Annotated in this window: 22 protein-coding genes; 7 read left to right on the top strand and 15 right to left on the bottom strand. The window is 71.5% G+C overall.

Annotated features, from left to right (window positions below):
- Positions 1-253: 253 nt before the first annotated feature.
- Entirely contained in the window at positions 254-1,495 is a 1,242-nt protein-coding gene (locus OG900_18885) for a serine/threonine-protein phosphatase (protein ID WUH91970.1), read from the bottom strand.
- 176 nt (positions 1,496-1,671) lie between these two features.
- Between OG900_18885 and OG900_18880 the strand changes: the two genes are divergently transcribed.
- Positions 1,672-2,025: a PRC-barrel domain containing protein gene (locus tag OG900_18880; protein WUH91969.1), complete on the top strand. Its 354-nt coding sequence runs from the start codon at positions 1,672-1,674 to the stop codon at positions 2,023-2,025.
- 123 nt (positions 2,026-2,148) lie between these two features.
- Here the strand turns inward: OG900_18880 and OG900_18875 are convergent, their stop codons facing one another.
- Positions 2,149-2,967, bottom strand: a complete 819-nt coding sequence (locus OG900_18875; GenBank protein ID WUH91968.1) for a DUF2785 domain-containing protein — start codon at positions 2,965-2,967, stop codon at positions 2,149-2,151.
- 213 nt (positions 2,968-3,180) lie between these two features.
- Between OG900_18875 and OG900_18870 the strand changes: the two genes are divergently transcribed.
- A complete protein-coding gene (locus tag OG900_18870; GenBank protein WUH91967.1) occupies positions 3,181-3,426 on the top strand; it encodes a hypothetical protein in 246 nt (81 codons plus the stop codon).
- 42 nt (positions 3,427-3,468) lie between these two features.
- Here the strand turns inward: OG900_18870 and OG900_18865 are convergent, their stop codons facing one another.
- From OG900_18865 to sfnG, 7 genes are all read right to left on the bottom strand, one after another.
- The gene (locus OG900_18865; GenBank protein WUH91966.1) at positions 3,469-4,158 is read right to left on the bottom strand and encodes a DUF3103 domain-containing protein; all 690 of its coding nucleotides are present in this window, start codon (positions 4,156-4,158) and stop codon (positions 3,469-3,471) included.
- Between the two features lie 53 nt (positions 4,159-4,211).
- A complete protein-coding gene (locus tag OG900_18860; GenBank protein WUH91965.1) occupies positions 4,212-4,850 on the bottom strand; it encodes a DUF2637 domain-containing protein in 639 nt (212 codons plus the stop codon).
- 590 nt (positions 4,851-5,440) lie between these two features.
- On the bottom strand, positions 5,441-6,601 hold the full coding sequence (locus tag OG900_18855; protein ID WUH91964.1) for an LLM class flavin-dependent oxidoreductase: 1,161 nt from the start codon (positions 6,599-6,601) through the stop codon (positions 5,441-5,443).
- 89 nt (positions 6,602-6,690) lie between these two features.
- Positions 6,691-7,869: an SfnB family sulfur acquisition oxidoreductase gene (locus OG900_18850; protein WUH95826.1), complete on the bottom strand. Its 1,179-nt coding sequence runs from the start codon at positions 7,867-7,869 to the stop codon at positions 6,691-6,693.
- 46 nt (positions 7,870-7,915) lie between these two features.
- Complete coding sequence (gene ssuE, locus OG900_18845) at positions 7,916-8,485, bottom strand: NADPH-dependent FMN reductase (protein WUH91963.1); 570 nt, start codon at positions 8,483-8,485, stop codon at positions 7,916-7,918.
- A gap of 192 nt (positions 8,486-8,677) precedes the next feature.
- The gene (locus OG900_18840; GenBank protein ID WUH91962.1) at positions 8,678-9,895 is read right to left on the bottom strand and encodes an acyl-CoA dehydrogenase family protein; all 1,218 of its coding nucleotides are present in this window, start codon (positions 9,893-9,895) and stop codon (positions 8,678-8,680) included.
- Between the two features lie 89 nt (positions 9,896-9,984).
- Positions 9,985-11,124, bottom strand: coding sequence for a dimethyl sulfone monooxygenase SfnG (sfnG, locus tag OG900_18835; protein WUH91961.1), 1,140 nt, complete (start codon positions 11,122-11,124; stop codon positions 9,985-9,987).
- Between the two features lie 454 nt (positions 11,125-11,578).
- On the opposite strand from sfnG, the gene OG900_18830 reads away from it, so the two are divergent.
- The 3 genes from OG900_18830 (at position 11,579) to OG900_18820 (ending at position 15,943) form a co-directional block, all read left to right on the top strand.
- Complete coding sequence (locus OG900_18830) at positions 11,579-12,478, top strand: LysR family transcriptional regulator (protein ID WUH91960.1); 900 nt, start codon at positions 11,579-11,581, stop codon at positions 12,476-12,478.
- A 572-nt stretch (positions 12,479-13,050) separates the two neighbouring features.
- Positions 13,051-13,635: a PH domain-containing protein gene (locus OG900_18825; GenBank protein WUH91959.1), complete on the top strand. Its 585-nt coding sequence runs from the start codon at positions 13,051-13,053 to the stop codon at positions 13,633-13,635.
- Positions 13,636-13,747: 112 nt separating this feature from the next.
- A complete protein-coding gene (locus OG900_18820; protein WUH91958.1) occupies positions 13,748-15,943 on the top strand; it encodes a tetratricopeptide repeat protein in 2,196 nt (731 codons plus the stop codon).
- Between the two features lie 184 nt (positions 15,944-16,127).
- On the opposite strand, the gene OG900_18815 is transcribed toward OG900_18820, so the two are convergent.
- Both OG900_18815 and OG900_18810 read right to left on the bottom strand, forming a co-directional pair.
- Entirely contained in the window at positions 16,128-17,027 is a 900-nt protein-coding gene (locus OG900_18815) for a hypothetical protein (protein ID WUH91957.1), read from the bottom strand.
- A gap of 104 nt (positions 17,028-17,131) precedes the next feature.
- Entirely contained in the window at positions 17,132-17,482 is a 351-nt protein-coding gene (locus OG900_18810) for a hypothetical protein (GenBank protein WUH91956.1), read from the bottom strand.
- 299 nt (positions 17,483-17,781) lie between these two features.
- Between OG900_18810 and OG900_18805 the strand changes: the two genes are divergently transcribed.
- A complete protein-coding gene (locus OG900_18805) occupies positions 17,782-18,789 on the top strand; it encodes a winged helix-turn-helix domain-containing protein (protein WUH91955.1) in 1,008 nt (335 codons plus the stop codon).
- Between the two features lie 177 nt (positions 18,790-18,966).
- Here OG900_18805 and OG900_18800 read toward each other — a convergent pair whose 3' ends face one another.
- A complete protein-coding gene (locus OG900_18800) occupies positions 18,967-19,812 on the bottom strand; it encodes a MarR family transcriptional regulator (protein WUH91954.1) in 846 nt (281 codons plus the stop codon).
- A gap of 506 nt (positions 19,813-20,318) precedes the next feature.
- On the opposite strand from OG900_18800, the gene OG900_18795 reads away from it, so the two are divergent.
- On the top strand, positions 20,319-22,595 hold the full coding sequence (locus OG900_18795) for a VCBS repeat-containing protein (protein ID WUH91953.1): 2,277 nt from the start codon (positions 20,319-20,321) through the stop codon (positions 22,593-22,595).
- Positions 22,596-22,976: 381 nt separating this feature from the next.
- Here OG900_18795 and OG900_18790 read toward each other — a convergent pair whose 3' ends face one another.
- The 3 genes from OG900_18790 to OG900_18780 form a co-directional block, all read right to left on the bottom strand.
- Positions 22,977-23,435 carry a type II toxin-antitoxin system VapC family toxin gene (locus OG900_18790; protein ID WUH91952.1) on the bottom strand — a complete coding sequence of 153 codons (459 nt, stop codon included), beginning with the start codon at positions 23,433-23,435 and terminating at the stop codon, positions 22,977-22,979.
- The gene (locus OG900_18785; protein ID WUH91951.1) at positions 23,425-23,694 is read right to left on the bottom strand and encodes a prevent-host-death protein; all 270 of its coding nucleotides are present in this window, start codon (positions 23,692-23,694) and stop codon (positions 23,425-23,427) included. Before OG900_18785 ends, OG900_18790 begins: the two co-directional genes overlap by 11 nt.
- A 563-nt stretch (positions 23,695-24,257) precedes the next feature.
- Positions 24,258-25,805: a PQQ-dependent sugar dehydrogenase gene (locus tag OG900_18780; protein WUH91950.1), complete on the bottom strand. Its 1,548-nt coding sequence runs from the start codon at positions 25,803-25,805 to the stop codon at positions 24,258-24,260.
- Between the last annotated feature and the right edge of the window lie 25 nt (positions 25,806-25,830).

Below are 25,830 nucleotides of genomic sequence, written 5' to 3'. Positions count from 1 at the left end.
ACGGGTCCGCCCGGAGCGGGGACGCGCGCCGGATCCCGTCCGGCGGGACGGCGCACGGAGAAGGGGACGTCGTGGGTGGTGACGCGGGGCGGATCGATTTCGCCTGCCGGGCTCCCGGGGAGGCCGGGCTGGACCACATCGCCGGCGACGGGCGGTTCGCCGGCCGCCCCGGCACCACGGTCGTCGGCGCCGATCCGGCCACCGCCCGGACGTACCACCTTCGGTCAGGGCCGGCGCCGAGAGCCGACAGGTGTCAGTCGAGCACCGTCAGGTGGTCCGCGGTGCCGCCGCGCCATTCCACGAGCAGGATCGTCGCGTCGTCGCTGGTGACGCCGCCGCGGGCCCGTTTCAGCGCGCGTGAGAGGTCGCGCACCATGGCCCGGGTGCCGGGCCGGCGTCGCGCGACGTCGCAGATGACCTCGATGAGCTGGGGGAGGCCGAACTCCTCGCCCCCGCTGGAGTGCTCCTCGACGAGGCCGTCGGTGAAGCACAGCACGCGGTCGCCGGGCCGCAGGGTCCGCTCGCTGACGAGGGGTTCCTGGCCGCCGAATCCGACCGGGAGGGTCGTACTGCCCTCCAGCTCCCCGACGACCTCGTCGCCGCGGATGAGCAGGGGCCACGGGTGGCCGGCGTTGACCCACTGGAGGTGGCCGGTGGCCACGTTCAGCCGCATCATCTGGGCCGTGACGAACTGCTCCGGCCCGAACTGCTCGGCGATGACCTCGTCCATGTAGGCGTAGATCCCGGACAGGCCGACGTCGCTCCTCCTGGAGTGCCGGTAGGCACCGATGGCGGCGGTGGCCATGACGGCGGCGCTCAGCCCGTGCCCCATCGCGTCGATCATGGCGAGGTGCAGGACGTCGCCGTTCAGGGCGTAGTCGAAGCTGTCGCCCGCCACGTCGTAGGCGGGCTCCAGAATCCCGGCGATCTCCACCTGGGGAACGGCCATGCGCAGCGGCGGGAGCAGCGACCACTGGATCTCGGCGGCCACGCTCATCGGGGCCCGCCGCCGGGCCAGGGTGAAGAGGTCGGTGTAGCTGTCCTTGGTGACCACCATGTCGGCGACCAGCCCGGCCAGCCGGCGCAGCAGCCGCCGGTCGTCGTCACCCACCGTGTCCAGGGTGAGGGCCATGACCCCCACCTGGTCGCTGCCGTCCAGCAGCGGCAGGAACATCCTCGTCCCGCCGTCCTGCGGCACCTCGACGGTCCGCGCCCCCAGGAAGGCCGCCCCCGCGGGGGATTCGCCGATGGGCTGCGGCGCCCCGACCGTGAGCCCCCGGCCGGGCAGCGGCATGAGCATCAACTGCTCGTAGTCCTGGAGCAGTACGGACACGTCGCGGCCGCCGAACCTGGCCACCTCCTCCGCGACCAGCGGGGCGATGAGGTCCGGCGGCATCTCGTGGGCGCGGTCGAGCAGCACCCCCAGCAGGCGCTCCCCGAATCCCTCCGACCGGTCGACCGGGATCTCCTGGAACCGGCGCCGCTGTACGTTCACGTCACCACATAACACCATCGGTCCCGATCCGCCGCCGAAGCGCGGCGGCATACGGCGGCATACGGCGGCATGCCGGTGTGAACCCCCGCTTTCGGGGCAGACACGGGCGGAGGGGCGTTCACCGATCCCTGAGACGGGATTCCCAGCAACGCACCCAAGCTATGAGAGGTCACCCAGTGACTGACAAGATGTGGGCCTACCAGGCGACGGCCGGCCACCGCGCGGGATCGGACCTGAGCGGCTTCAAGGTCGAGGCGACCGACGGCGGGATCGGCAGGGTCTCCAAGTATTCCGACACCGTCGACTCCTCCTACCTCGTCGTGGACACCGGGATCTGGATCCTCGGCAAGCACGTCCTGCTCCCGGCGGGCACGGTCACCTCGGTGGACGTCCTGAAGCGGCGGATCCTGGTCGCCCGCTCCAAGGACGACATCAAGAACGCCCCCGAGTTCGACAGGAGCAGGGCCACCGAGGACGACGCCGGCTACCGCGAGCAGGTCGGTACGTACTACGGGACGCCGCGCAACTGACGGCTCCTCGCACACCGTCCGGCCCCGAGCCTCACGCCCGGGGCCTTTCGCCGTGCGGGCCAGGCCTCCTGGACTGACCACGGCGGGGCGCTGCGATTTGGAGCAGGTCGTCGCGGCGCCGCCTCAGCCCAGCCAGTGGTAGGGCAGGCGGAGGATCTCGGTGACGCGGGCGGTCACTTCGGCGGCGTGCGGCGGGACACCGCCCTCGGCCAGGCCGCGGTTCAGGTGGAGGTGCAGGGACTGCAGGGTGGCGAAGGTGTTGAAGGCCCATGCCGGGACGGCGCCGGGGCCGCCGTCCGCGAAGGCGGCCGCCACCACGTCGAGCCAGCCCGTCGCCTGCTCGGCGGTGAGTCCGGGCGCGAGGAGGGTGCGGGTGATCGCCGCGGCCAGCCGCGCGTCCTCGAACTGGACGTAGCGGTAGCCGGTGGGCCGGGCCGTCATGCGGTGTGCGCACAGCTCCAGCAGGGCGGTGCGGCGGTCGGGCAGCGCGGCGGCGAAGGCCGCGGCCGCGTCGGCGCCGTGGGCGACGGCGTGCAGCCAGCCCGTCGTGTCGTCCCAGCCGCGGGTGTCGGCCTCGTACGGATACCAGGCGGCGAAGCCGGCGTACCAGCGGAGCGCGACCGCTTCCGGCACGGCGCCCGGCAGCCTCTGGCCCCTGGCCAGCACGCACTTGAGCACCAGCGGCGCGAACGCGCGTGCCTGGACCTCGGGATGGGTGAAGCGCTCGGCGGCGGTGTCGCCCATGGCGACCAGCACATCGTCGAGATGCCCGGCGCGGATCCAGCCGGCGGCTGCCGTGTAGGCGTGCTCGTCGCGCACCCGCGGGTCGGGGGAGACGAGCATCGCCGCCAACTCGTCGCCGATCAGCCGCGGCGCGACCCCGGTGGGGAAGGCGAAGTTCTCAGCGGCGACAGCAGTCCAGTCCAGGAGGTCCTTGCGCATCGCGCCAGCCTTCCACGCGGTATCGCCCCGGGCCAAGGCATCCCGGCACCCGTCCCGGTGCGGCCCGCCACCACGGGGTCGTCCGTGGTGAGTCGTCCCGCAGCCTGCAAACCCTCGTCATCGCCCGGCAGCACGTTCTCGCGCCCGCGTTCTCCTCCATCGAGGAATGGCTGGGGATGCCCGGGAACACCTGGGACTACTACAAGGTGCTCCGTGAAGTCGGCCGCCCTGCACGAAGTGGCCATAGCCGGACGCGTGCGCCGCTCGCGCTACGAAAAGAGCGAAGGGCTGAACTCTCAGCAGGCCACTCGGGACATGCAGGGCCTCGTCAGGTCGGGCATCCTCGCTGCCGTCGGCCGGACCAAGGGCCGCCACTACGTAGCCGGCGACCGCTTCCCGCAGGACGTCCTCGCAGCTGCCCGGCGCCGCCACGCGATGCGGAATCCCTACGACTCCTGAGCAGCGCGACCGGGGGCGACGTGCCGGTGTTCCGCGGAGGACTCAGCCCCACGTGGCCGTGCTGTCCGCGGGCCAGTAGTTGACCTCGAACGTGCTCTCCTCGTCGGCCGCGGGCCCGGGGACGGGGGACAGGCAGTGGCAGCAGAGTTTGTAGCCGGTGCCCTGGCGGGGGTCGGTCTGCCACCTCACCCATTCCGTGGCCTCCTCCGCCGTCATGACCTTCATCCCGGCCGCCCACGTGGTGCTGCACACCCCGTGGTGGGCGAAGGCGGGCAGGCAGGCGAGGGACCATGCCGAACCCACCAGTTCCGCCCGGCCGACATACCGCGCGACCCGGGGGCAGTCGCTCCGGTGCAGGGTGTTCTTGCCTGCCGCGTAGGGGTAGCGGTCCGGATCGGCGAGCCGCACCTTGTGCATGAACGACTCGGTCGCGATCGCGTCGAACTCCGCTCTCGCGTCGGCGCACACGGGGCAGGCGTGCGGGCAGTCGTAGCCGGTGGTCTCCCTCTCGGTGTAGTAGCTCGGGGAGTCCGGCGGGCTGATCCGCTGGGCGAAGGCGTCCAGCGCCTCGTGGAGTTCGTGCCCGGTGACGTATCCCTGCGCGAGCATCTCGATCATTTCCTTGACTGCGGGGAGCTCCACCACCAGAAGGGGGACGCCCGGGGCGTCGGGAAGGTCGGTGGAGTGCATGCCCCAGACGAACCAGCCTTCTGTCCGCGGGTTTTCAATCATCGTCCGGTCGTTCTCCTTGAGGCGCACGCCGACCTTTCCGTCTTTCGCCGGGGTCAGTGTTTGCGCTGGTGCGGGAGCTTCGTCCGGCGGGGGCGAAGAAGGGTGATCTGGCGGGAGAGGAGCAGGAAGCTGGCCAGCGCGGAGAAGGGGGGCAGGCCGGCGACGGCGCTCGCGGTGACCGTTCTCGGGGCGTGGACGACGCACAGAGCCGTGGCGATCACGGAGAAGAGGATCATCGCGGCCCACCCCGCCCGCTCTGAACGCCGGTTCGCGGCGGCGTTCAGGATGGACAGGCTGCCGACGAGCCACGGGCCGTACACCAGCAGCGGCCACGAGGAGGCCAGGCCCTCGGTGGTCGGGGTGGCCAGCTGGCGCAGCGGAGCGTAGGCGACCATCGCGCCGAGCACGCTCACCGTGCCGGTGACCGCGGCGGTGACCCCCGCGATGGCCATCCCGAGGACGGCCGACCGCCGCACCCGCACGACGCGCGGACGTCTGCGGCGGTGGTTGACCCGTGGCATGGCGGGCCGGGCCGCCTGGGGCGGCGGGGCCGCCGCCGGGACCGGCGACTGGAACAGGTACTCGAACTCGGCATCGATGTCCCATTGCGTTCCGGTGTCGTCGGGCTGCGCTTCGGGAAAGGGCTCCGGCAACTGCACCGGCCGGGGAGCGACCCAGTCGGGGTCCAACACCCTGTAAGTGTCGTATTCATACATGGTGGGGCCGTCCGTGGTGCGAGTCCCGAGGGCGAGCGCTCATCGAGTCCTCCACGCCGTCCACGGGAGTGAACGTCTGCGGAGATGGAGCGGAGCCCGGGAACAGGCGGTCCGCATCCTCGGAAGTCGATTGGCCAGGGGGCGTGTTCACACCGTCATCAACGAGTGCGGGGGTTGGACCAGGACGCGGCAGAAGAGTGAAGAGCGTGGCATTCGGTTAGACCGTATGCGCGAATGGCGGAGGCGACGCAGAAAGCGGCGCGTGTGAAGGCCGGAAGGGTCGCGGACCCGGGATCAGCCCTTGGGCCGGGGTGGGCACTCGTCGCGTGCCCCGTGTCGGGACGGGGGGCGGGTCCGCCGGCAGGCGTTCGGCGAAGGCCTCCCGGAGTGTGCCCCGCGCCCCGCGCCCGGTCCAGGGCACGCTCACGGGCCCCGGCGTCGGCGAGCGGGGAAGGCCCGGCGAAGAACAGCCGGCTGCGACTGGCTGCAAGACGCCATCACCCGGGAGCTGACCGGCTGACCGGCTCGCCGCTTCCCGGCCGGGGAGCCCGCGGGCCGCGGGCCGTTCAGGTGCGGCCGGCGAAGGGGATCTCGGCGGGGGCGGTGTCCCGCGCGCCGGGGACGGTGTCGAGGGGGTGGGTCCACAGGCCGCGGGCGCGCAGCAGGGGGAGCACGCCCTCGCCGAACCAGTACGCCTCCTCCACGTGCGGGTGACCGGACAGCACGAACTCGTCGATGCCCAGGGCGTGGTAGTCCGCGATCCGGTCGGCGACCTCGGTGTGGCTGCCGACCAGCGCGGTGCCGGCGCCGCCTCGGACCAGGCCGATGCCGGCCCACAGGTTCGGCGAGATTTCCAGATCGGCCGTGCTGCCGCCGTGCAGCGCCAGCATCCGCCGCTGGCCCTCGGACTCGCTGCGGGCCAGCCCCGCCTGGACGGCGGCGATGGCGGCGGGGTCGAAACCGGCCAGCAGCCGCTCCGCCTCGGCCCACGCCTGCGCGGCGGTGTCGCGCGGGATGACGTGCAGCCGGATGCCGAACCTGACCTGCCGGCCCGCCTTGTCGGCCAGCGCCCGGATCCAGCTGATCTTCTCCGCGACGGCGGCCGGCGGCTCGCCCCAGGTGAGGTACACGTCGCTGTACCGCGCCGCGACGTCGCCGGCGGCCGGCGAGGAACCGCCGAAGTAGACCTCCGGCACCGGGTCCGGCACCCGGCTGAGCCTGGCCCCCTCCACCCGCAGGTGCTCGCCGGCCAGGTCGACCGTGCGGCCCGCCCACAACTCCCGCACGATGTGCAGGAACTCACCGGTGCGGGCGTAGCGCGCGTCCTTGTCGAGGAAGTCGCCGTAGGCACGCTGCTCGTGGCTCTCGCCGCCGGTGACCACGTTGAGCAGCAGCCGCCCGCCGGAGTGCCGCTGGAAGGTCGCGGCCATCTGCGCGCCGAGCGTCGGCGAGACCGAGCCGGGGCGGAAGGCGACCAGGAACTTCAGCCGCTCGGTGGTCTGGGCGAGCATGGCCGTGGTCAGCCAGGCGTCCTCGCACCACGCCCCCGTCGGGGTGAGCGCGCCGACGAAGCCCAGGTCCTCCGCGGCGCGGGCGATCTGGGTGAGGTAGCCGAGCGTCGCCGGCCGGTCGCCGCCCGCGGCGCCCGCCGGGGTGCCGTGGCCACCGCCGACGACCCGGCGGCTGTCACCGTAGGTGGGCAGGAACCAGTGGAAGGTCAGGGTCACGAGAGGTCTCCGTTTCGGGTACGCGGCGCGGCGAGGCGCGGCATCTGGTGGCGCGGACGCCGGGTGGACTGCGGGCCGCCTTCGCGGGCCTAGAGCAGCCCGTGCCGCGGCGGGCGGATCCCGCTGAGCACGTACCGGCCGAGGTGCTGCACCTTCCACCGCGCCGGGTCGTGCAGCGTGTGGGTGCGCGCGTCCCGCCAGTAGCGGTTCAGATTCAGCGAGCCGGCCGCCGAGCGGGTGCCGGCCAGCTCGAACAGCGCGCCCGACACCTCCACCGCGGCGGTCGCCGCGAAGGCCTTGGCCGCCGCCACCGCGATGGACGCCTCGGCGGCGCTGTCGTCGGTCAGGTCGGCGCGGGCGGCGTCCACCGCGCGGGCCGCCGCGGTCAGCAGCGCGTCCGACGCCCGCACCTGGAGGGCGAGTTCGCCGACGCGCTGGATCAGCAGCGGGTCCTCCGCCGCGGTCTCGAAGCCGCTCTCGAACCACGGGCGGCTCTTGGTGCGGACGAATTCCACGGCCTCGGCGAGCGCGCCGCCGGCGATCCCCGCGTCGATGGCGGCGTGCAGCAGCTGGGCCACGGCGCCGTGCAGTTGCGGCCCGGTGAAGGTCAGGTGATGCGGGAGCACCCGGTCCGCGGGCACTTCGACGCCCTCCAGCCGGACCGTTCCGCTGGCGGTGGTGCGCTGGCCCATTCCCTCCCAGTCGTCCACCACGGTGACGCCGGGTGCGTCGGCGGGCACGAAGGCGACGTGCAGCGCGCCCTCGTCCCCGGCGCGGGCCAGCACCGGGATCCAGTCGGCGAACAGCGCGCCGGTGGAGTAGTGCTTGACCCCGGTCAGGACGTATCCGGCGCCGTCGGGGGCTGGTTCCAGCCGGGTGCGGATGTCCTGGACGTGCTTGGTGCCGGCCTCGGACTGGGCATTGCCGAAGCGCTTGCCGGCCAGCAACTCCCCGTAGAAGAAGCTCTGCTGGGCCGGCGTGCCCTGGGCGCGCAGCACGTTGACGTACACGAAGTGGCTCTGCGGGATCTGCGCGAGGCTGCCGTCGGCGGTCGCCAGCAGCCGGAAGACCTCGGCGAGCGTGGCCAGGCTGACGTCCGCGCCGCCGTAGGCCGCCGGCACCGAGACCGCCAGCAGTCCGGTGGCGGTGAGCCGGTCCAACTCGGCGTGCGGTAGCTCGCGTTCGGCGTCCCGCCGGGAGGCCCCGGTCCGGAAGTCGGCGGCGAGCGCGGCGGCGACGGCGAGCGCTTCCGCGTCATCGGCGATCACGCCGGCGCGGGGCCGCTGGGCCTCGCCGGAAGCTGCGGCCTGGACGTCAGTTGAGGACCGGGGCGGTGCGGTCACGAGATGCCTCCTGGGAGTCGAGGGCGGCCGAGAACTGGGTGACGACCTGCCGCAGCGGTACGGCGGCGGCCGGGTCGAGCGTCACGGTCCCGTCCTCGCCGACCGTGATGTGCCGGTCCAGGACGAACCAGCCCTGGACGATGTGCGCGGCGCCCATCGCGGACAGCACCGGCCGCAGCGCGTAGTCGATGGCCAGCACGTGCGCGGTCGAGCCGCCGGTGGCCAGCGGCAGGACCGTCTTGCCGGCCAGCGCGTACTGCGGCAGCAGGTCGAAGAGGCACTTGAGCAGCCCGGAGTACGCCGCCTTGTAGACGGGGGTGCCGACCACGACGCCGTCGGCCGCCGCGAAGAGCTCGGTGGCCCGGACGATGGCCGGGTGCCCGAAGCGGGCGCCGAGCAGCGCGTCGGCGGGCAGCGTCCGCACGTCCAGCGGCACGACGGTGTGGCCCTCGGCGGTGAGCGTGGCGTCGAGCCCGCGCAGCAGCCGGCCGGTGCGGGAGGTGGCCGAAGGACTTCCGGAGACGGACAGGACGTTTGCCATGCTGCCTCGATTCGTCGGTTCTGTGCCTGGAGGTGCGGTCGGGTGCCTGCGCCGGTGTGCGGGGCGTTCCGGATACGAGGGGACCCGCCGGTCCGAGGGGACCCGGGCCGGTCGGAAGGGACCCGGGCCGGTCCGAGGGGGCCTTGGCCGGTCCGCCCGCACCCGCTCGGTGCGGGCGGGCCGGCGGCCGGCTCAGGAATACCAGGTGGGTTCGGGCAGTTCGCCGGTCAGGACCCAGCGCCCCACCTCGCGCCGCTTGTACGCGACCGGGTCGTGCAGCGTGTGGGTGCGGACGTTGCGCCAGAAGCGGTCAAGTCCCTCGGCGGAGGCCGTGGCCCGCGCGCCGGTGACCTCGAAGACCTTGCCGGCGATCTCCAACGAGACCTCCGTGGCACGGGCCTTGACCGCCGCGACCCGGACCTCGAAGTCGCCGCGCGTCTCGGCCGTGACGGCGTCGGGGTCGTCGTGCAGCCGCTGCCCCTCCAGCGCCACCGCGTCGGCCAGCGCCTCGACGGCCCACAACTTCGCGGTCAGGTCCCCGTAGATGTCCACGACGTAGGGCTCGTCGACCGCGTGCTCGTACCCGCCGTGCAGCCAGGAGCGGGACTTGGTACGGGTGTAGGTCGCGGCGGTCTCCAGGGCGCCGGCCGCGATGCCGAGGTAGAAGTTGACGAACACCAGCTGGATGGTGGGCACGTTGAGGGTGTTGTAGACCCGCGGCTGGAATTCCCTGTCGACGTAGCCGGCCGCCGAGGACCACGGTGTGCGGACGCCGTTCAGGGTCACACCGCCGCTCTCGGTGAGCCGCTGGCCGATGTTGTCCCAGTCGTCGTGGAAGACCAGGCCGGCGCTGTCGGACGGGACGATGGCGAAGACGTGCTGGTCGGTGCCGTCCAGGACGCCTTCGAGCACGGTGACGTCGGAGACCTTGCTGCCGGTCGAGAAGGACTTGCGGCCGGTGTACACCAGGTCGTCGCCGTCCTCGGTGACCACCACGTCGTTGTCGCGCGGGTTGACCGCGCCGCCGAAGAACCACTTCTGCCGTGCGGCCTCCGCCTCGACGTACTCCCACTGCTCGCGGGTGCCGACCAGCCTGGCCGCCCAGTTCCACAGGTAGTGGTAGCCGAGCAGCTGGCCGATGGAGCCGTCGGCCCGGGAGACCTCGCGGACGACGTGGTAAGCGGTCGGCCAGTCCTGCCCGCCGCCGCCGTGCTCGATCGGCCCGAGCAGCGTGACCAGGCCTGAGTCCTTGAGCAGTTGGACCTCGGCGTAAGGGGTGGCCCCTGCCTTGTCGCGGGCGGCGGCGTCGGCGGCCAGTAAGGCGGCCACCTCGGCGGCGCGGCCGATCCAGCCCTGCGGGTCCTTCGGGGCGGGCAGCTCCTGCCATTCGGTCGGGGCGACGGTGCTCATGGGATCTCGCTCTCTGTGAACGTGACGTGTGGGGGTGCCGGTGCGGGTGCCGGTGCGGCTGCGCGAGCGGGTACGGCTACGGGATGCGGCTACGGGCGGGAGGCCGGTTCTCCGGGTGCCTGTGCCGCCTCCATCTCGCGGACGAGCGGCAGCACGTGCTTGCCGAAGTATTCGACCTCCTCCAGGTAGTGCAGGAAGCCGAGCAGGAAAAGGTCCACGCCGAGCCGCCGGTAGGCGACGATCCGCTCGGCGATCTGCTCCGGGGTGCCGATCAGGCCCGTACGGAAGCCGTCGTTGTACTGGACCAGGTCTTCGAAGGTGGAGTCCTGCCACATGCCCTTGCCGTCCGCCGCGGACTGGCCGGCCTGCTTGACCGCCGCGCCGAACCCCTCCACCGCCTCGGTGTCGGCCTTGGCGACGATCTCGCGCAGCGTGTCCCGCGCCTCGGCCTCGGTGTCCCGGGCGATGAGGAAGCCGTTCAGGCCGAACTTCGGCGCCCGGCGGCCGGCCGCGAGCGCCCCGGCCCGGACGTCGTCGATCTGCTCGGTGACCCCGTCGAAGTCCTTGCCGTTGGAGAAGTACCAGTCGGACACCCGCCCGGCCATGGCGCGGGCGGCGGTGGAGTTGCCGCCCTGGAATATCTCCGGGTGCGGGCGCTCCGCGGTGTTGAGCGGCTTGGGCTTGAGGGAGAAGTCGCGGATCCGGTAGAAGTCGCCGGCCAGCTCCACGTGGTCCTCGGTCCAGATCGCCCGCAGCGCCCGGATGAACTCCTCCGAGCGGCGGTAGCGCTCGTCGTGCTCCAGCCAGGGCTCGCCCAGCGCGGTGAACTCGCCCTTGAACCAGCCGCTGACCACGTTGACCGCGAACCGCCCGCCGGACAGGTGGTCGGCCGTGGCGCCCAGCTTGGCCAGCACCCCGGGGTGCCACAGGCCGGGGTGGACGGCGGCGATCACCTTGAGCCGCTCGGTGGCCAGGAGCAGGGCGAGGCTGAAACTGGTCGACTCGTGCTGGAATTCGGCGCCGTAGCTGGCCATGTAGCGGACCTGGCTGAGCGCGTACTCGAAGCCGTTGTTCTCGGCGAGGACGGCCAGTTCGCGGTTGTACTCGTAGCTCCAGTCGGTGCGCTGCTCGATCCGGCTGGTGACCAGCCCGCCACTGACGTTGGGCACCCAGTACGCGAACCGGGCCGGGTCGGGCGGCAGTTCGGACGGCTGCGGGGAAGAGGGCATGCGGGACTCCCGTGATGGGTGGTTTCGGCGTGCGGAACCAGGGCCGCGCCGCACGCCGGAAGGGGAAGGGGTGCGAGGGCACGCCTGACACGTCTGACGGCACGTCAGTACGGGCCCGTCAGCGGGCAGATCGGGAAGCGGGGTCGGTACGGCGACGGCCGCGGGCCGCGCTCAACGGCGGCGGGCGGCGGTCAGCGACAACAGAAGGCGCTGGCAACGCGTGCGAGGTCGATGTGGAGCCGCTTGGTGAGGATGCCGCGCATTTCGATCACCCTCTCGCTCTCGCCGTCACGGACCGGTCCCGGCATGCCGAGTGACGCGGGTATCCGTCCGACCGCCACAGTAGGCGTCCGCCCGGTCGCCGGTCGAGACGGCGTTGACGAACGGTTGGTAGGGTTTCCCTTCCACCAAACGGCGCGGCGGTGCCGCACGGTGCCAGGACGGTGACGCTGGGATGCGGATCGAGCAGCTCGAATACATCGAAGCGGTCACCCGGCTCGGGTCGCTGCGCCGCGCGGCGGACGAACTCCACCTGTCGCAGCCCGCGTTGAGCGAGACCGTACGCAACCTGGAACGCGAGCTGGGCGTCGACCTGCTGGACCGCAGGCGCTCCGGCGCGACGATCAGCGACGACGGCCGCGAACTGCTGCCGCACATCATCGACGTCCTGGACGCGGTCGACCGGCTCCGGCAGGCGGCCGACCACCAGCACCGGACCAGCCGTACGGTGCGGCTGGGCACGGTCAACGCGGCCACCGTGCCACTGCTCGTACCGGCGATCCGCGCCTTCCGCGCCGCGCACCCGGTCACCCAGGTCGAGGTGGTCGCGGCGCAGGAGGCCGAGATCCACCGGGCCCTGCTGGAAGGCCGGTTCGACCTCGGCCTCGTCAACTACCTCCAGGGCGACGACCTGCCGCCGGAACTGCACACCACCGAGCTGCTGCGCGGCCGCCCCGTGGTCTGCGTCCGCCCGGACAGCCCGCTGGCCGCGCTGCGCACCGTCGGCGTCGACGACCTGCTGACCGAACCGCTCGTCGTGATGCGGGCCGGCTACGTCATGCACCGCTACGTCCACCGGCTGCTGGCCGGCCGGACGCCGTCCTTCTCGTACTCCACCGACGGCGCCGAGATGGGCAAGCTGATGGTGGCCGAAGGGCTGGGCGCCACCGTCCTGCCGGACTTCAGCGTGATCGGCGACCCGCTGGAACGCAGCGGCGCACTGACGTACCGCCCGCTGGCCGACACCACGACCGAGGTCCTGATGGTCGTCCAGCGCCGCCTGTCCGGCCCGGTCCCCCGCGCCGCCCGCGACCTCCACCACCTCTTCGTGACCCACGCCGCCACCCACACCTGACCCTGCGCGGCCGGGAGCCACCCGGGCGCGATCGCGCCGGGCCACTGCTCGTCCCTGCGGACGGCGAGCCGGCACTCATCCACCGCGTCCCGTCACGCTCGACGTCGTCGCGTCCCTCGAATCCGAGAACGCCACGGTAGAAGCCGACTGTTTCCCCGAGGTCGTGGACGGCGAGGACGCAGGAGGAGAGCGCGAGTCGCGCGCCGGCCTCCGCCGGCGGCACAAGATCGTGGGCGCCTTCCTCACCGCCGCCCCGCTCACCCACGGCGCCAACGATGTGGCAAAGGTCTTCAACGGCGGCGCCGAAGCGGCCCGCGTCGCGCCGGTCGACGGTCCGGCGTCCTCGACTACGGCGTGGACGCCGGACGCACACGGACACCGATCGGTTGCACCAGCAGTCGGCAACGTTGCGGCTCCTGAAGCTGCCGTGTACCGCACAGGTACGTCCAGATGGCTGGTGCCATGATTGCACCCAGGGACAAGATCACCGGTTCTGCCCGCGGGGGAGCAGGGCCGGACGACGGCGGGCGGTGCAGAAGTCCGTCGTGGGTGCGAGGTCGGGGGGATTTACCGTGAGTGCTGAGCAGGAACTGACTTTCCGGGGGAGGGAGCGGTACCGCAACGCGCAGTGGTCGAGGATCTTCCTGCTGGCTGTGGGGCTGATCGTCGAAGCGGCCGTTTCCTTCTCGCAACTCGGTGCCGCGGCCGCGGGGTGGCTGGTGGGCGGAACCCTCGCGTTCGCCGGGCTGAACCTCATCCGGCTCCGCGGGTGCTGGACAAGGGTCGGGCCGGCCGGAGTCACCATCTGCTCGGGCTTCGGCCGGGGCCGTACCCACCCCTGGCACGAGGTCCGATGGGTCGGTGTCCACCAGGGGGCCGGCCAGTTCGGCGGATTCTCCACGCTCCAGGTCACCTTCGACAACGGGCGCACCCGCACGCTGCCCGCTCTGCAGCGCAGTTCCCTGTACCCCGCCCCCGATTTCGACGCGAACTGCCAGGAGATCATCGGCTGGTGGGAGGCGAGCACGGAGCCGTCCGCCAGATTCCGGCCGACGGGAAACTGGTTCTACCGGAAGCCGCCGGAGCAGCTCGGAAGACTCCTGGGCATGGTCGCCGTGGTCATTGTCGTGTTCGTCGTCTTCCTGGCTCACAAGTAGTCGTCGACAGTGGGCGTCCTGATCGGCGGCCGCGGGCCGTCGGATCGACAGGAACTGCTTTGACGTGACTTGCCCGTGCGTTTCCGGATACGGCTTCGGTAGCATGCGCGGCGTGAACTCTCGCGGGGCACGCAGGCTTTGGGGACTGGCGGGCGCCGCAGGGGCGTTCGCCGCGGTCGCCGCCGGTTGGCAGGTGTTCGGCGAAGTGGGCGCGGCGCAGTACGCGTTCGCAGGAGTGACCGCGCTGTGCGGCGGAGCGTTTGCCTGGTATCAGGCCGACGCCACCGTGACGCCCACCGCGCCGCGGGGTGCGGTACCGCGCGAACTGCCGCGGGACATCTCCGACTTCACGGGCCGCGCCGCCGAACTCGACGAGCTGTGTGCGCTGCTGCGCCGACAGGGGCAGTCGTCCGGGCCGCTTGTCGCCGTCGCGGGCAAGGGGGGCCTGGGCAAGACGACGCTCGTGGTGCGGGCCGCGCAACGCCTCGCCGCCGACTACCCGGACGGGCAGCTGTTCGCGAACTTACGCGGCTACGACCCGCTGCCCGCCGAACCCGCCGAGGTACTCGGCACCTTCCTGCGGTCGCTGGGCACGGACCCGCGCGCGATCCCGGACGCGCCGTACGACCGCGAGCAGCTCTTCCGTACGCTGACGGCCGGACGCCGGCTGCTCATCGTCCTCGACAATGCCAACGGGCCCCGGCAGGTGCGCCCGCTGCTGCCCGGCGGGCCGGGCGCCGGGGTGATCGTCACCAGCCGCGTCGAGCTGCGCAGCATCGAAGGGGCTCACACCGTCGTGCTCGATCTGCTGGAGCCCGGCGAGGCGGTCGAGTTACTGGGCCGGGTCGCGGGTAGGGACCGGGTGGCGGACGATCCGCCGACCGCACGGCAGTTGGCGGCGCTGTGCGGGTACCTGCCGCTGGCCGTGCGCATCGCGGGTGCGCGCCTGGCCGAGCGGCCCGACCTGCGCCTGACCGACCTCGCCGGCCGCCTCGCCGATGAGCGCCACCGGCTCGACCATCTCGGGATCGGGGATCTCGATGTCCGCTCCACCTTCATGATCAGCTATCGGGGCCTGCCGGAAGCGCAGCAGCGGGCGTTCCGGCTGCTCGGCCTCTTCCCCGGAGGCGACTTCGCGGCCTGGCCGCTCGGTGCTCTCATGGACGTTCCGCTGCGCGAGGCCGAGCGCCACCTCGACGCGCTGGTGGCCGCGCAGCTGCTCGACGCGATCGGCCCCGACGAGACGGGCTCCGCCCGCTACCGCCTCCACGATCTGCTGCGTGCGTTGGCTCGTGAGCAGCCCGAACCGGACGCCGCGGCGGCGGTCGGAAGGCTCCTGGGCGCGTACGTCTCTCTCGCAGCCGTCGCGGAGGACCGGTTCCAGCCCGGCGAGCTGCGCAAGACCGGTGCCCACCCGCGCCACGGAGTCGAGGCCGGGCACCGCGACGAGCTGCTGCGCGACCCGATCGCCTGGTTCATCGCCGAGCGGGAGAACGTCGTGGCGTGCGTACGGGTCGCGCACGAGCGGGAGTTGTGGGACGCGACATGGGAACTGGCCCACATCGCCGCGCCCTTCTTCGAGATGCTGGCCTCCTGGGACGGCTGGGGGGTGGCCGTGGAACTGGCCCTGGACGCGGCCCGGCGCTCGCACAACCGCTGGGCCGAGTCGATCACGCTGTTCGACACCGGGGCGCTGTACCGCGATCTGGGCCGGGCCGACGAGGCGCTGGTCGCCTACGAAGGGGCGCTGGCCGGGTACGAGGCGTCCGGTGACGAGCACGGCGTGGGCGCCGTCATGCTGGTGCAGGGCATCATCCACCGGAACCGGGGCGCGTGGGAGGCGGCCGCACAGCGTCTGGGCGACGCGGCCCAGCGGCTGCGGGTCGCCGGGGACGGCCGACTCGCCGCCCAGGCCGTGCGCAGCCTTGCGGTCGTCCGTTGCGGCCAGGGGCGCGTCGCCGAGGCGGTGCCGTTGTTCGAGGAGGCGCTGGAGGAGTTCCGACGGCTCGGGGATCGGCGGGCCGAGGCCTACGCCTGGCGCGGCCTCGCGCAGGCCCAGCTCGACGGCGGCGAACTGGGCGCGGCGGCGCGGTCGTTCGACAGAAGCCTGGAGCTGACCCGGCAGCTGCGCGACCGGCGGGGCGAGGCCAGGGCACTGCAAGGACTCGGCCGGGTCGGCGCCGCCGAGGGCGTCACCGCTGCGGCGCTGCGGCGGTTCGCGCAGGCCCGGCAGATCGCCGACGAGGCTCACGACCAGGTACTGGCCGGGGAACTCGACGCCGACATCGCGGCAGTGAGCCACCCGTAGCGTCTCCGCGGCCCGCTATCCGGGCTGGCAGCGGTACGGCGTACGCGACCCCAGAACCGCGCCTGCGCGGTGTCCACCCCCTCGGGTATCGGCGGGGACGCCGCGGGCGGGCTCCTCACCCGGCATCCGGCATGAGACCGGGCCGTCGCGTCGGGTGGTGGCAGAGGGCGTCGCACGACTGTTCTCAGCCGGTTTCCGTGCCGTCTGTCGCCATGATCTGGGCCGCCTTTTCCACGCGGTCGTCAAGGTGCTCGGTGAAGGCCTTGAGAGCGGCGGAGTGCGACGCGATGTATTGCCTGTCGTAGGCGGACTGCACCGCGATCGCAACACCCATGAAATCGGTTTCCTGCTTACATGCCATGTCAGCGGTCGCCGTCGCTCTTTCTTCGCGCTTCCGGGTCGCGTCCGGGCGCGACAGAGTGTTCCCGACGGGACGCCATTTCGCGTCCGCGTAGGCGTCTGCCGGGTTCGCATAGGAGTAGCCCTCGGCTTTCATGCACGCACTCCACCGGGTGTCCGCGCGCACGACGCGCGGATCGCCGATCGGAACCGGGGGACCACCGTCAGGGAGCGAGACACCCGATCCGGGAGTCGGGGGATCGCCGTCCACGGCATCCACGCCCACCTGGTGGCAGCCCCCGGCGGGAATCGGCTTGCCGTCATAGGTGGTGACCACCGCTCCCGTCCCACTGTGGCCGCTGAGCACGGCGATGTCCGCTTCGGTCGGTTGCACGGGGTGGCCTGACATCACGGTCTCGACGTCGTATCCCTTGGTCGCCGTCACACCGGGGTCGAAGAACCCGTAGAGCTGATTGCGCGCTCTGTTCTGCAGCGCCACATCTTCGAAGTCGGCCGACATCGTCGGGATGGACGGCAGGCCGTAGGTCTTCACGCACCGTGCCGTCACGGCGTCGATGGCCTGATGAAGTTCCTTCACCTGTGAAGCCGCCGGCAGGTAGGGGTCAATCGGCCGGGCAATCTGTTCGAGCGCTGTGATCGCGGGTACAGGTCCCAGCGCGGGAAGCCGTGCTGACTCCGGCCGTCCGCTGCCGCACCCCGCGATCGGGGCGGCCAGGAACACCAAGATCGCTGATGATATGACGGCTTTTCTCAATTCGAGCCCCGCTCGTGGTCTAGTTGCCGAAGGTGGCGGACGCCGCTGGATTCGGCGTCCGCCACCGCAGGGGATCAGGTGATGTCGACCTCGTACACAGTCACTGTGTGGCCGAGTACCACGTTGTAGTTGACCGACGAGTACGTCGCGAGTTTGGTGTAGCCGCCGACGAACCAGACCGTGGCGTAGTTCCACTGCGACGAGGCCAAGTAGACCCGGCTGACGTTGAGTGTCGCCGCCCCGACGGAACCCGCGTAGCAGGCGTTGAAGCCGTAGTCGGTCGAGACCTCGACCCCGTAGGCGCGGGTGGGCGGTGTCGGGCACGTCACCTTGCTGATGGCACTGGCGGGCGCGGCCAGGGCCACCCCGCCGGCCAGGATGCCCCCGGCCAGGGCCGCTGCTGCGACCTTCCTGCGAACACGCATGGGCGTTTCTCCTTTTGTGGACTGCATCGATGTGGATGCCGGACGGTCGGTGCGAACAGCGCGCTCCCCTTCCCGGCACGGGGAAGCGCTCGCAGGCGATCCCCCCCGGATGGCGGCCCGGATGGCGGCCCGGATGGCGGGAGGGGTCCCGGCCGCCCGGGTTCCGACCGTGGCGCCGGGTTTTCGGTCGAGATCCAGCAAAGCCGAATGTCGTACAGGTGCTCGAATGATTCGATGACGTTCGAATGTCCCCACGGGTGGCCGCCGTGCGGGGCCGGTCGGCAGGGCGGGGGATCGGAATGCTGCGGATCGACATGGGCGCTGCGGCGTTGGCGAACACGCGGTTCGCGCTCTCGCCGCTGCACACCACCGTGGAGGCGCTGTTCCTGCTGCGTCCTGACGCGCGCCCGGCAGGCGCGTGGAAGGCCCTGTTACGGCAGACGCTCCGCGACCACCGGCTCACGCTGCTGGCCGCGCTGTTCGGCGACTCGTGGGACTATCTGCCCGACTTCATCAAGCCGCAGCCGGAGATGTTCGAGCCCGGTCTCCAGGACGAACTGCACACACTCGTCAGCACCGACCCGGCGCGGCTGCGCTGGGAGCTGGAGGGCATGGCCCGGGGCAACACCGAGCTCAATGTGCACGGCCGCCCGTCTCCCCGAATCGTCAAGGAGCTGCTGGAGCGCGGCGAGAGGGCGCTGCCCGAACGGCTGGCGGCGGAACTCCAGCGGGTCTGGCAGGCGGCGATCCGTCCCCACTGGGCGGTGCTGCGGGCCCGCATGGAGTCGGACATCGCCTACCGGTCCCAGGCCCTCGCCCGGCACGGCATGTCCGCGATGCTCACCGGCCTGCACTCCCGGATCGTCTGGCAGGACGACCACGTCCGCCTGATGACCCGGTTCCGCGGCAGCGTTCCGGGGACCACCCACGTGGTCCTGACGCCCTCGGTCTTCATCACGGACCTGCAGATGACCCTCGACGCGGTGCCGGGTCCGGCCCGCCGGCAGCCCATGCTCGCCTATCCGGCCCGCCGTGGACCCGAGGACCGGCTCTGGACCCCGACCACGCCGCCCGCGCAGAAGCTGCTCGGCGTCACGCGCGCCCGTCTGCTGGCAGACCTGGGATCCCCTCGCAGCACGGCCGAGCTGAGCGAACGCCACTTCCTCGCGGTCGGCACGGTCTCGTACCACCTGGGCATCCTGCACCGCGCCGGCCTGATCACCCGCACCCGCGCCCGGCACCACGTCCTCTACCAGCGGACCGTGCGGGCCGGTGACCTCCTCGACGGCACCGACGAGCCGACATGACGGGCCGGCGGCCGCCCTCGCGCCAGACGGGCCCGCACTCCCTGGGTCCGGTGACCGGCCGGCGGGCCGAGGACAAGGCGGCGGTCGTCGCTGAGGGTTCCAACACCTACTCCCCGCGCCCGCGGGGGTGGATCGGGCGGGTGCGGGGCGACCCGCGTGATAGGCGATGTCTGCGCGTCACTGCGAGCCTGCTGCCACCAGGGTCGCGGTGATGGGGGCGAGCTCGGTGATCAGTTCGTCGAGTTCCCCGGGGGACAGTGCGTCGTAGGGCGGGGCGGCGAGTTCGTCGGTGAGGGTTTCGATGCGCTGCTTGGTCGCGCGGCCGGCGGCGGTGAAGTGGCCGTCGAAGTCGATGAGTCCGCGTGCGCGCATACCGTCCATGACCGCGGCCAGGCGCTCCTTCGGCAGGTGGTGGATGCGTCCGAACGACTCCGGGGGGTGGATGCCCTGTTCCAGGGCGGAGAGCACGTGGGCCTCCGTGCCGCCGATGCGGGAGACGACGAGAGCGGCGGTGTGTCCGTCGCCACGGTGCTCGCGCAGCATGGTCGCGGAATGCCACAGCCGGGCGACGGGGTCGCTGGGTACCTCAAGGGCGCGCATGCCGGCGTACATCACCCGGCCTTCGGTGGGGGCGCTCGTCGCGGCCTTGGTGGTCAGGTCCGCGGCGCGCACCAGGCCCGGGGAGCCGGCCAGCTCCTCGCCGAGGATGCGCCGTAGGGAAGCCGCGCTGCCCCGCTCCCGCGCGGCGACAGACGCCTCGGGCGGGATCGTCTCCCAGGTGCTGGGGATGTGCCGTGCGGCTTCCCCGTCGGCGAAGTTGTAGAAGGCCGCGTGCACGACTCGGGCCGGCGCCCGTCCCAGTGGTGCGGCGCGGCTGGCGAAGTATCCGTCCCAATAGGTGCGGTGACCGAGTGCGGCCAGTTCCTCGTTGGACTCATCGGCGCAGAAGGTGACCAGGCAGATCGGCTCCAGGAGCTCGAACATGCGCCGGGCGACATTCGTCTGCAAGCGCGTCTTGCCCATCGGCTTCTCCCTTTGTAGGTGTGCCGACTTGGACTGTCCGGCCCACCGGAACTCATCGGCGAGCGGTGGAAGAAGCTCGTGACGGGTTGGCGCCCGCGTGGATGTGTATGCGAGAGCCGGGGCCTGGCCCGGCCTGTGCCCGCCACCATCGTGCGGCCGTCGTCGACCCCGCCGCCGGTGAAGTCGCCACCGAGTTCGTCCCGCAGCGCTCCGAGGCGGTGGGGACGGTCCGGTGCCAGGCAGCAGAACCGATCACGGCTGGTCCGCCGTCCGGATTGTCAGAAGGCCGTGGCTGTCTTGGGCTCGTGGCTGGCTTGCCGAGGCATGAGCGGGCGCCACAGATCGGGTGAAATGCCGGCCACCGGCGACGGTGCGTGCTGTTAAGATCCGCGAGAATTCGAACGTGGGGGGCCGCCGGAGGATTCGCCCTCCTGGCGCCGTCCCGTTCCGCCTTGCCCTCCTCGGTCGTTGTGTCCGCACGCACGTCGGCCCCATCAGGAGGACATGTGCTGTACCGCAACCTGTCTCGCAAGGTCCTCGCCGGGACGGTGGCCGTCGTCGTCGCCGTCATTGCCGGCCCCCTCGCGCTGCCTGCGGTCGCGGACTCCGCGACCGGGGTCGGGAGCGGAGCGGCGCAGTCGCCGACCGGGGCCCCGCTCGCCGGTGCTGCCGCGCTGCCTCCGTATTCCGAGGTCGTCATGGCCGGTGCGACGGGCGTCCTTTCGTCGACCCCCCAGTTCGACCTGCTGTGGACCCGGTACGCCGACGGTTCGACGACCAGCTTGGGTGCTGACCCCTGGCACCCCCGGTTGTCCATGTCCCACGGCTCGGTGTCCGATGTGCTGGCGACCGAGCAGGGTGAGCTCGGCTCGGACGTCGACCACGGGGTCAAGCTGCGCGACATGTCGACCGGAGCGACTTCCTTCGTCACCGTGGGTAGATTCCGCGATTTCGTGGGGGCCGTCGGGTCGACGGTGCTGGCCTGCCCCTGGTCGCCGGCGCCGGGCGGCGACGACTGCACCCAAATGCACTTGCTGGGCATCGTGGACGGTGCGCAGACAGACCGGACGGTCACCGGCATCCCGGCCGACGCGCGAGACGTGCGCGTGGAGTCCTCGGCCCCCGGCTCCGTGGTTCTGTCCTACAAGGCTCCCGCGGGCGCGGAGACCGAGCTCCACTACGCGGTGGTGGACCTCACCTCCGCCGTGGCGACACCGTCACACCTTGCCCCTTCCGCCTGGGGCCGCCCTGCGCTGTCTCCGGCATACCTCGCCACCCTGACCAGCCCCACGCCGCCGGCCACCGGACAGTTGCACCTGGAGAACAGGGAAACCGGAGCGGTCACGCAGATCGACACGCACCAGCACAACCTCAGCCCCCTGGTGGGCATGGTCGGGGACTGGGCACTGTTCGGTCCGCAAACCACGGTGGAGGGAGGACTGCCCAGCGACGACTTCTCCTTCAGAGCGGTCCCGATCGCTGGGGGCACCAGCCGCAAAATCCTGGACCACGCGACCTCGCTCGCGACCGCTCCTGACGGCGCGCTGCTGGTCATGGGCGGCACACTCGCTCATGGCGAAGGCGTCTACCGGGTGTCCGCCGGAGCGGACGGCGCGCCCGTGGCGGAGCTCGTCGCCGGAACCGGCCAGCCGCTGGGTATCACCTTGGTGAGTTCCGCCGTCCCGGCGGTGGCCGCGCTCGACACCGCGCCGTGGAAGGCGAGATGGCAGCTGTCGCGCGCCAACGCGGAGGTGGTCCTGACGCTCCGCAACGCCGCCACGGGAGTCTCCGACACGTCGTACCTGTCCCCCTCGGACAACACCACCGAGCCGGTAGGGATGGGCTACGACGGACGGGTGCGATTGGACTGGACCGGGTGGACCGACTCCGGTTCAGCGCCCAACGGCGACTACACCTGGCAGATCACCGCGAAGCCGTTCAACGGTCTCGGGCCGGACCTGAAGGCGAGCGGCACCTTCAAGGTCGCGCGCGGGCCGGCGCCCCACGACTACACGGACAACGGGTCGCCGGACCTGCTGGGCCGCGACAGTGCCGGTGTGCTGTGGCGGGAGGACACTTACCACAATCCGTGGAACCCACAGTTGCAAAGCACCGATCCGGTGAAGGTCTGCGGCGGCTGGAACATCTACAACCGCATCGTCGCGGTCGGGAACGTCGCGGGCGCCCCGGCGGGCGACCTGGTGGCCCGCGACGCCGCCGGTGTGCTCTGGCTGTACCTGGGGACGGGCACGGGCGGATTCATCAACCGCACCCGGATCGGTGGGGGCTGGAACGCTTACACCCAACTGACGGGCACGGGCGACTTCTCCGGCGACGGCAAGGCCGATCTCGTGGCCCGCGACAGGGACGGGGTCCTGTGGCTCTACAAGGGAACCGGCAACCGGAACACGCCGTACGCCACCCGGACCAGAATCGGAGGCGGCTGGAACATCTACAACCAGATCACCGCGGTCGGGAACGTCGGGGGCGCCCCCGCCGGTGACCTGGTGGCCCGCGACGCCGCCGGTGTGCTGTGGCTGTACCTCGGGACGGGCAAGGGCGGGTTCGTCAACCGCGTCCGGCTCGGCGGCGGCTGGAACACCTACACGCAGCTGATCGGCATCGGCGACAGCAACGTCGACGGCAAGCCGGACCTTCTCGCCATCGACCGGGACGGCAGCCCTTGGCGCTACCGCGGCACCGGGAACGCGAAGACCCCCTTTGCGCCCCGCGAGGCGGGAAACTTCGCCCTCACACAGCTGCACTACAACACCGTCGTCTGACATACGCCGTTGCGGCGGCTCGGAACAAACGTCGGTCCGAGCCGCCACGATCGCCTTGGCGAAGCCCCATCGCCGCTGCAGCCGTCGACGACGAGCGAGCGGTCGCCGACCGGTCCGCACCCGGTGAACCGGGTACGCGGTGGGCACGCGACAACCGAACAGGTCCGGGAAGAACAATGGCCCGGATCATTGACCTGGGCCTTTTCTGTGAAGCGGATGACGGGAATCGAACCCGCCCTCTGAGCATGGGAACCACAGGGGCCCTGTCGGTGTCCGCGCCGGCCGGTGGCGTGCGCGGTGCTGGCGTGCCCGCTCCACGGCTGCTGCTGGTGGCTGTGGTCGACCGCCCTGTACCGCTGTGTGTGGTGCGGCGGGCAAACCTCACCGGTCGTGGAGGACGGTGGGCCGGGTGACGGGGACGACGGTGAGGAGGCCGTCGAGGCCCTTGTAGTCGTCGGGATTGGTCGTGAAGAGGGGGAGTTCCTCGGCGATGGCGATGGCGGCGATCATGAGGTCGGCGACGCGGCGGCGGGGTTTGCGTCCGGCGCCGATCACCGCTGCGCAGACTCTGCCGTATATGCGGGCGGCTTCGGTGTCGAAGGGGATGGGGTCGAACTCGTTCTCGGCGCGTTGCAGGATGTCGAGGCGGCGGCCACGCTCGGCGTGCTCGTCGTAGTCGTTCTGCTCCTCGTTCCTGCGCACCTCGTGGGGTCCTGCGGAAAGTTCGGCGAGAGTGATGGCAGTGATCGCCACTTCGGCGGGGAGCTCGGCGGGGTCGAGCCATTTGCGCAGGATGACGATGTTGGTGTCGAGCAGGCCCTGCGCGTACTCAGCGGGCATAGGGGTCGTCCGTCTCCTGCTCGGCCGTGGCGTCCTGGTCGGCCCTGAACGCCTCCAGTGAGACGTCCGACGCGGTGCGGGACATGGCGGCGAACTCGCTTCGCGGCACGAACCGCCGGCGCCTGCGCAGCGGGATCAGCTCCCCGATCTGGTGCCCGTCGCGGGTGACGGTGAAGGACTGCCCGCCCTGGACGGCGTCCATGATCTCTTTGGACCGGCTGCGCAGGTCGCGCTGGGTGATCTCGGGCTGAGCTGCCATTCCTCCACGGTAGCACCTTGTAGCACTGCGTGCCGCGAGCCGGTCGCAGGCGACGGGGATCGGATTTTTCTCTGGATTTGCAGGTGAAGCGTGTCCTGGATGTTGCTGTTCATCCCGACGTTAAGGCAGTCCTCGTATCGGGCGGCACCCTGAAGGACGCCATGGTCCGCGTCGACCGGTCCTCGGAGAAGGCCGCCCTGATCCACCAGCACTCACCGCTGGAACGCCAGAGGGGGGTCGCGGCCGGGCTCGACGAACGCGTGTGCGCCGAGTGTCACGAGGCGGCCGGCGAGGCTCTATCCGGTGCGGCAGTGGTGCGGCGGCTCGCCGCCCAGGGCGGCCTCGGCGCTGATCCATGCCTGGGGGACGGACCCGGCGCCGAGGCCGAGGATGACCCCTCTCCGCGCCCGCGGGGATGGACCCGGTGCCGGCGGTAGAGCGTAGGCGTGCGTTCGCCGACGCGGCGACCAGTGAGCCCTTTCGCTCGGCGGCACTGGCGGGGAACGGCCGTCGGTACCACGGCAGCTTGCCGTGGTACCGACGTCAGCCGGTTCCCTGTCTCCTCAGCTTCCGGTACGGGCGCAGGTCGCCTTGTTGAGAAGGAAGCGGCCCGGTGCGGACCGGTCGTCCGTGTGGGAGGCCAAATAGCCCAGGGTGATGGATCCGCCCGGCGGGATCGCCGAGTTGTATCCGGAGTCGGACGCAGTGTAAAGGTCGCCGATGTTGGTCAGGGTGGTGTTCCAGTCCGAGATGACAGCCTGCCCATAGGGCAGCGGGAACTCCAGCGCCCAGCCGTTGATCGGGGTTGTGCCCCTGTTCGTGACGGTGAGATAGACGGCCATGCCGGTGCCCCAGACGTTCGTCGTGACGGCGACCTGGCAGGTCGGCGTCTTGTGCGCGAACGAAACCCGGTGCAGGCCGCCGGGGAGGTCGTTGACCACGTAGAGCTCGCCCTGCGGGGTGGACCCGAACGCCGTCACCTGGGTGGGCATCTGGCCTATCGCGGCCTGGCGGAGGACGCCGTTGCTGTCGGGGCGCAGCGCCCAGATGGTGGACGTGCAGTAGTCGGTGGCGATGTACGTGCCGCCGGCCAGGTCAGCGAACTGCCGGCCGCGGTAGACCTGGCCGCCGATGACCGCGCAGCTGCCGTTGTAGTGCGAGTAGTAGAAGTCCTGGGCGCGGTAGCGGGCACCTGACGAGCACTGGGACGCGTCGAAGACCTGCGGCCCCTCGTAGCACGACCAGCCCAGGTTGGTTCCGGGCTGCTCGTCGCGCGTCAGGTGGTCGATCTCCTCCCACAGGCCCTGGCCGACGTCAGCCACCCACATCGACCCGTCCGCGGGGTCGAAGGAGAACCGCCAGGGGTTGCGGGCGCCCCACACCCAGATCTCGCCGCGGGCGCCGGCGACACCGGCGAACGGGTTGTCCGCGGGGATGCAGTACGGGAGCGCACCGCACCTGCGGCTCACGTCGAGGCGGAGGATCTTGCCGAGCAGGATGTCGGTCCGCTGCCCGCTGTCGAAGGGGTCACCGGCACCACCGCCGTCGCCGATGCCCCAGTACAGCTTGCCGTCGGGGCCGAAGGCGAGCTGGCCACCGTTGTGGTTGGTGTAGTCGGCGTGCGGCTGCTGCAGCAGGACCTCGAGGCGCGCGTCGGCGAGGCTGTAGCGGGCCAGGGTGACCGCGCCGTCGGGCAGCGCGGTGAAGGCGAGGTAGAGCTGCTGGCTCTGGACGAAGTCCGGGGGGAGGGCGATGCCGAGCAGTCCGCGCTCGTTGTCCGACGAGTCCACCTGGGACGTGATGTCCAGCAGCGGGGTGGAGGCGAGCCCGGTGGCCGGGTCGTAGACGCGAACCCTTCCGAACTTCTCGGTGATGAACAGCCGCCCTGTGCCGTCGTCGGGTGCGGCCAGGGCCGTCGGGCGTTGCAGGCCGGAGGCGACCTGGGTGGTGGTCGCGGTGATCTCCTCCAGCGGTACCGCCGAGGCGACGGCCCGCGACTCTGTGGAGAGCGGGGCCTCGGCAGACGAGGCGGGGAGGGACAGGGGGCCGGTCACGAGCACCGGGAGTGCGAGCAGCAGGCCGATCCATCGGCGACGTAACTGTCTCAACATTGCGGCTCCAGCGAGGGGGGACCCG

The organism is Streptomyces sp. NBC_00433 (genome assembly GCA_036015235.1).
Classification (GTDB): domain Bacteria; phylum Actinomycetota; class Actinomycetes; order Streptomycetales; family Streptomycetaceae; genus Actinacidiphila.
The sequence above is the reverse complement of the archived record's forward strand: the minus strand, read 5'-3'. Positions and strand labels throughout refer to the sequence as shown.

Bases quoted from the DNA above. Each gene is read 5' to 3' on its own strand.
- OG900_18875 (WUH91968.1), bottom strand. From the start codon at position 2,967: ATGCGCAAGGACCTCCTGGACTGGACTGCTGTCGCCGCTGAGAACTTC.
- OG900_18865 (WUH91966.1), bottom strand. From the start codon at position 4,158: ATGATTGAAAACCCGCGGACAGAAGGCTGGTTCGTCTGGGGCATGCAC.
- ssuE (WUH91963.1), bottom strand. From the start codon at position 8,485: ATGGCAAACGTCCTGTCCGTCTCCGGAAGTCCTTCGGCCACCTCCCGC.
- OG900_18840 (WUH91962.1), bottom strand. From the start codon at position 9,895: ATGAGCACCGTCGCCCCGACCGAATGGCAGGAGCTGCCCGCCCCGAAG.
- sfnG (WUH91961.1), bottom strand. From the start codon at position 11,124: ATGCCCTCTTCCCCGCAGCCGTCCGAACTGCCGCCCGACCCGGCCCGG.
- OG900_18830 (WUH91960.1), top strand. From the start codon at position 11,579: ATGCGGATCGAGCAGCTCGAATACATCGAAGCGGTCACCCGGCTCGGG.
- OG900_18810 (WUH91956.1), bottom strand. From the start codon at position 17,482: ATGCGTGTTCGCAGGAAGGTCGCAGCAGCGGCCCTGGCCGGGGGCATC.
- OG900_18805 (WUH91955.1), top strand. From the start codon at position 17,782: ATGCTGCGGATCGACATGGGCGCTGCGGCGTTGGCGAACACGCGGTTC.
- OG900_18800 (WUH91954.1), bottom strand. From the start codon at position 19,812: ATGGGCAAGACGCGCTTGCAGACGAATGTCGCCCGGCGCATGTTCGAG.
- OG900_18790 (WUH91952.1), bottom strand. From the start codon at position 23,435: ATGCCCGCTGAGTACGCGCAGGGCCTGCTCGACACCAACATCGTCATC.
- OG900_18785 (WUH91951.1), bottom strand. From the start codon at position 23,694: ATGGCAGCTCAGCCCGAGATCACCCAGCGCGACCTGCGCAGCCGGTCC.
- OG900_18780 (WUH91950.1), bottom strand. From the start codon at position 25,805: ATGTTGAGACAGTTACGTCGCCGATGGATCGGCCTGCTGCTCGCACTC.